Genomic DNA, 6,343 nt, shown 5'->3' on the forward strand with positions numbered 1-6,343 from the left:
TGATTCCAACACAGTTGCTTATCTTTGCGGTCCACAGCCGATGATTAATGCTGCAACTACTCGTTTATTAGAGTTAGGGGTTAAAGCGGAGAATATTTTCGCTGAGCAATTCGTTGCTAGTAATTAAGTACTTAAATTTTAGGAAATAAAAATGGAATTGACTAAAAAAATCCCTTTATCCCCTGAGCAGATTCAATGGTATGAAAAGGCTTGCTCAAAATTAAATCCTCAACGTTTACAAAAATTATTGTTTGATTTAACGAATATCCATAGCCCAACAGGTGCGACTCGTGAAGCAAGCAAGTTTATGGTTGAGTATTTAAAAGAAATCGGTATGAAATCTCATTATTACCCTATGAATGATATGACTGGAAATGTCATGGCTGAATATCGAGGTTCGGGTGATGGTGCGACAGTTTTGTTATATGCACCTATAGATACGCATCTTGATCGTACGCCAGGTGAAGAAGTTTTGACTGGCAATGGTCAAGAGGTAGATTTGCAACCTTTTGCTCAGCAAGTAGATGACTGGGTTTTTGGTTTGGGGGCTTCAAATCCTAAAGCTATGGTAGCAACTCTAACTGAAGTTGCTAATGCTTTAATTGAAGCTGAAGTACCACTTAAGGGTAATCTTATTGTAGGTATGGCAGATGGTGGAATGCCAGTTGACATTAGTTCGAGAAATGCGGGTATGTCAAATGGCGTGATTCACATGCTTAATCGTGGCATGTATCCAGATTACGCCATCATTATGAAGCCTTGGAACTGGGTTTATCATGAAGAACCTGGAATGGCATGGTTCAAATTACAGGTAAAAGGTACTCTTGGATATGCCGGTGTGCCACACGATACTCCCGGTTTTAGAAGTTCCGTTATTCCAGCGGCTACAGTCATCAATGAATTACAAGCATGGATTGTTGAATATACCGAGCGGAATACGAGTGGTGTGATTAAGCCACATGGCTGGATTGCAGGTGTTCGTGGTGGTGATGTTGAGCGCCCTGCATTTCCGAGTGCAGTGACTGAAATATTCTTTGATGTACGTGTAAACCCTCGAGTTAGTCCAGCTGATGTGAAAGCTCAATTTTCCAACTTCATTGATGATCTTAAAAAGCGGTTTCCTGATTTAGACGTAGATTGGGAGCAATATGGTTCTGTTCCGGGTGGTACAACAGATCCGGAAAACTGGATTATTCAGTCTTGTAAACGCGGCTGGGAATATGTGGAACAAAAACCACATGGTACGCCAGATTATTTGGCGGGTCAGACGGATGGTGCTGCATTAAGACGCTATGGTGTACCGACAGCGAGAATAGGTTGGCCGTGGCCAGCGACGGGTGCGCCATTGCCTGTTGCAGAGGGTCTGGGGGGCATGGGAGCGACTTATATACCGGATTTAATGCCTTGTGCAGAAAAAATCCTGTATGCCTTAATCGATACGTTGACACGTAGTCGTACTGAAATTGAATTGTAATTTAAATAAAAATTTTATTTTAAAAATAGTGGGTTATTTAAATTTTAAGAGTGCTATCTGATGTATAAATTTTGAATTTAGATCAGATTAGGTGGTTTTCATATAGTCTAAATTGGAATGAATGGATGAGTAATTCAACGGATATACATTATTTAGAAATGTACGAGCTATCGCAACTGATCCGTAGCCGTAAATTATCTCCTGTAGATGTCACCAAAGCCCAGTTAGCGCGTATCGATGCTTTGGATAGTAAACTACATAGTTACGCACGTGTAACAGCAGATATTGCTTTAGAACAGGCTCAACAGGCTGAAGATGAGTTAGCAAAAGGAATTTGCCGTAGCCCATTACATGGCATTCCGATTGCATTTAAAGATCTGATTGATACAGCAGGTGTGGTCACCGCTGCGGGTATGCCGTTGCATGCTAATCGCATACCTGAACATGATGCAACGGTCGTCACCCGATTACGTGAAGCTGGAACCGTCATGCTCGGTAAATTACAGATGACTGAAGGGGCTTTTGCAATTCATCATCCTGATATTGTCGAGCCAAATAATCCGTGGGGAGCTGACCATTGGGCGGGTGCATCATCGAGTGGTGCGGGTATCGCGACAGCAGCCGGTTTATGTTATGGCTCTTTGGGTAGTGATACTGGTGGTTCGATTCGTTTTCCATGTGCAGCTAATGGTTTAACCGGTTTAAAGCCAACGTGGGGGAGAGTAAGTCGTTACGGTGTGATGGAGATGGCGGCAAGTCTGGATCATGTTGGGCCCATAACCCGTAGTGCACGGGATACGTTATTTTTGTTGTCGACGATATCAGGCTATGACCCCTTGGATTCAACTTCTCTTTCTAGCGTTTGTTTGGAAATTCCAAGCATTGAGCCGAGCTTTAAGGGGCTAACAGTTGGTGTTGATCTTGAATGGATCAATAAGGATGTTGACCCAGTGATCCAAAAAGCGTTGGAAGAAATTATCCGGATTATTTTTGCCGGTGGCGGGCAAGTCAAAAAGATCAAAATGCCGGATACTTACCATGTGAGTAACAATTGGGAATCACATTGTGGTGTTCAAACTGCAGTTGCTCATGAAGCAACCTATCCTAGATATGCTTCACAATATGGTCCTGCTTTAAGTCGCTTAATTGATGGCGGACGGCAGCTCAGTGGGATGGATTACCAGCGCATCTTATTAGAAGCACAACGCTTTAATGGCGCCATGGATGCTTTGCTACAAGAAGTCGATATTATTTTGGCGCCTGTACAACCTTATGCTGCGCCTACACATGATCAGTTGGCCAATCTGGCACAAGATCCAGAAGCAAATCGTCATTTAATTCAATTTACTGCACCATTTAATGTTAGCGGTCATCCATGTATGAGTTTTCCGATTGGTTTAACCGAGAACCACATGCCGATTGGTGGTCAATTTATCGGGAAAAAAGGTGGTGAAGGAACACTATGCCGAGCAACGATGGCTGTGCAGGAAGTGAGTGATTGGCATAAGTTGCGTCCTAATCTAAATATGGAATAAAGCATTTTAAAGCACTCATTTAGGATTGGTTAAGCGTTACATCAGATTAAATAAATCATATATAGACAAGGAAGAAATGAAATTATGAAAAAGCGAATTAAGATGATTTTTCCGGTACCTATGAGTGAATCAACTCGGCCTTTAGTCGAGTCGCAACTACCAAAAGCGCTCTTGCGTGATGATATTGAAGTGAGCTTTGTGGGAGCAGGTCAAGTGCTCACGTTGGCTGATAGTTACTATGATATGGCAATTATGGAACATGCTGTGATTGCAGCTGGTATTAAAGCTGAAGAAGAAGGCTACGATGCTATTTGTATTAATACAATGAGTGACTCAGGATTGGTTGCACTTCGTTCACGGTTATCCATTCCAGTTCTTTCCCCAGCAATTGCCAGTTTTCATACGGCATGTTTATTAGGCCATAAATTCAGCATCATCACCATGTGGCCAAAGTGGTATCCGCTCTATCGAAAAACGTTAAAAGAATATGGCCTTGAATCTCATTTGGCCTCAGTGCGTTCCATTGATGTTAGACCTGATACTCAAGCCTTACTTGAGGGTAAGGAAGATATTGTATTTGCTAAACTATTAGAAGCTGGAAAACGAGCTATTGAAGAAGATGGCGCAGATGTATTAATACTCGGATCGACCACAATGCACCAGGCACATGCTTATCTTGCTGAACAGCTCTCAGTTCCAGTACTGAATCCAGGTGTGATCGCATATAAGCAATGTGAACTACTACTTGATCTTGGACTGAGTCATAGCAAAGCTGCTTATCCAAATCCTGAAAAAAATAAGGATGAAGCTTTCATTTATTGAAGGCTAAAAAAGGAGAATATCAATGAAATTATTTGAAGCTAATACGCATTCACTACTGACAGATATTACGATTACAGAAGCATTAAATGCATTACGCAATGATGAAATGACAAGTGTTGAACTCGTAAAAGCTTGTCTAGAGCGTGCAGAGCAGGGTAAAGAACTTAACATTTTTATCACACTAGATAGTGAAAGAGCACTAAAAGCTGCTCAAGAAGTTGATGATCAGCGTCTAAATGGACAAACAATGAAACCACTTAGTGGTATCCCTATTGTTATCAAAGACAATATTCATACGGCTGGCTTACACTCTACAGCAGGTACTCCTGCATTTTCAGGCTATATTCCTAACGAAGATGCTCCAACAGTTGCCAAGCTACGTGATGCAGGTGCCATTATTGTTGGTAAGACGAATATGCATGAATTGGCATTTGGCGCAACGGGATATAATCAGGCATACAATACCGGTACAGGTATGGGGGTACGTAATCCATATGATAGCTCACGTATTGCTGGTGGTTCATCTTCTGGAAGTGCAGCAGCATTAGGTGCTCGAATGGCACTAGGAGCGTTAGGTACAGATACTGGCGGATCTATGCGTATTCCACCTGCGCTTAATGGTTGTGCATCATTACGTCCTAGTGCGGGTCGTTATTCCAATAAGGGTGTAATCCCTATTGCTGAAAGTCGAGATACTGTCGGGCCAATGGCCTTGTCTATGTCTGATTTAACCTTACTTGATAGTATTATTACTGATGATTTTGAATTGCCGACAATTGCGACAGATGAATTACGATTAGGCTTGCCAACTGAGTTTTGGCGTAACCTTGATAGTGATACTGAAGAGTTAGCACAGAAGACAATTGATAAGCTTAAATCTCATGGTGTGACATTTATTACAATAGAAGATGCAGGACTTCAAGCATTAAATGAACCTGTTGGTTTTACTGTGGTTATTCATGAAGCTTATGATTGTATGGTCAAATATTTAAGTGAATATAATCATAATATCAGCATTGAAGATCTTGCCAAAAAAATCTGTAGTCCAGATGTGCGAGCTATTTATGATGAATGGGTACTACCAAGAAAAATGCCAACAGTTGATGGTTTGGTCGATGTAGAGCCATTATATAACGCTGCTCAAAATGGTGGGCGTGAACTATTGAGAAAGCGTTATCAGGAATTATTCACACAACACAACCTCGATGCTTTGATTTTTCCAACCACAGCAATGGTGGCTCCATTAGCCAATGATGATATCTATCAACCTGCAAATTTTGAACGATTAATCCAAAACACTGAACCATCCGCAAGTGCAGGTATTCCAAGCATTCAAATACCTGTTGGATTAGGGAATTCTACAGGTTTACCTGTGGGTATGGAACTTGATGGTCCAAAAGGCAGTGATCGTCGCTTACTGGCTATAGGTCAGATTTTGGAAAGCATCATTGGTCGAATTCCAAGGGCATAAGCAGGATTACCCAAAATTTAATTTTATCAGAGGCGTGAAGAATAATGAATAAAAATGGATCGATGAATATGGATCATCAATGGAAAGACAAAGTAGTGTTAGTGACTGGTGGTGCTAGTGGTATGGGGCGTGATTTAAGCCTGGCCTTAGCACGTGCAGGGGCTAAAATTGTGATTGGTAACCGCAATCCTGTATTAGGACAAGCGGTTATTGATGAAATTAAAAATACTGGTGGACAAGCTGTATTTCAAGTGACTGATATTTCTAAAGCGGAAGATTGTGAAAATTTAGTTCAATTCGCTCTCAATACCTATGGTCGCTTGGATGCAGCTTTTAACAACTCTGGTATTCAACGTGAATTCGGTTGTATGCATGAAACATCCATTAAGGATATATCAGATACGATAGATGTAAATCTAAAAGGTGTCCTTTACTTGATGAAATATGAAACGGCAGCAATGCTCAAAAATGGTGGTGGATCCATCGTGAATAATGCTTCTATTTTTGGGTTAAAAGGCATGCCGAATACACCAGAGTACATTGCATCAAAACATGGAATTGTGGGGGCAACACGTGCAGTTGCTCTGGATTATGCCAAACAAAATATTCGAGTAAATGCCATTTGCCCAGGCCCGATTAAGACACCTGGATATGACCGAGTAACAGGTGGTGATGACCATATGTACGATGATGGAGTACCTATGCATCGCATTGGTCAACTGCACGAAGTGACATCTGCAGTACTCTGGCTGTTGTCCGATCAGGCCTCTTATGTGACGGGAACGACGCTTTCTATCGATGGTGGAATGTCAGCAGAATAATCATTTTAAATATTAATAAGGATATAAGAATGATACAGGCATTAAGTTATATTGTGGTGGAAACGCCTCATTTAGATGCATGGGCGACACAAGTATGGAACTTGATGGTCCAAAAGGCAGTGATCGTCGCTTACTGGCTATAGGTCAGATTTTGGAAAGCATCATTGGTCGAATTCCAAGGGCATAAGCAGGATTACCCAAAATTTAATTTTATCAGAGG

Annotated in this window: 5 protein-coding genes; all 5 read left to right on the forward strand. The window is 41.4% G+C overall.

What is annotated here, in order from left to right; genetic code table 11:
• Positions 1-151: 151 nt before the first annotated feature.
• The 5 genes from FTT94_RS15385 (at position 152) to FTT94_RS15405 (ending at position 6,123) form a co-directional block, all read left to right on the forward strand.
• Positions 152-1,474 (forward strand): M20 family metallopeptidase, encoded by a 1,323-nt coding sequence (locus FTT94_RS15385; RefSeq protein WP_180171073.1) that lies wholly within the window; start codon positions 152-154, stop codon positions 1,472-1,474.
• A gap of 125 nt (positions 1,475-1,599) precedes the next feature.
• Positions 1,600-3,009 carry an amidase gene (locus FTT94_RS15390; RefSeq protein ID WP_180171074.1) on the forward strand — a complete coding sequence of 470 codons (1,410 nt, stop codon included), beginning with the start codon at positions 1,600-1,602 and terminating at the stop codon, positions 3,007-3,009.
• An 84-nt stretch (positions 3,010-3,093) separates the two neighbouring features.
• Positions 3,094-3,831 (forward strand): aspartate/glutamate racemase family protein, encoded by a 738-nt coding sequence (locus FTT94_RS15395; protein ID WP_180171075.1) that lies wholly within the window; start codon positions 3,094-3,096, stop codon positions 3,829-3,831.
• Positions 3,832-3,853: 22 nt separating this feature from the next.
• Complete coding sequence (iaaH, locus tag FTT94_RS15400) at positions 3,854-5,302, forward strand: indoleacetamide hydrolase (RefSeq protein WP_180171076.1); 1,449 nt, start codon at positions 3,854-3,856, stop codon at positions 5,300-5,302.
• Positions 5,303-5,346: 44 nt separating this feature from the next.
• Complete coding sequence (locus tag FTT94_RS15405; protein WP_257231470.1) at positions 5,347-6,123, forward strand: SDR family NAD(P)-dependent oxidoreductase; 777 nt, start codon at positions 5,347-5,349, stop codon at positions 6,121-6,123.
• The last annotated feature ends 220 nt before the right edge of the window (positions 6,124-6,343 follow it).

This window comes from Acinetobacter sp. YH12027 (assembly GCF_013420085.1).
In the GTDB taxonomy this organism is placed as follows: domain Bacteria; phylum Pseudomonadota; class Gammaproteobacteria; order Pseudomonadales; family Moraxellaceae; genus Acinetobacter; species Acinetobacter amyesii.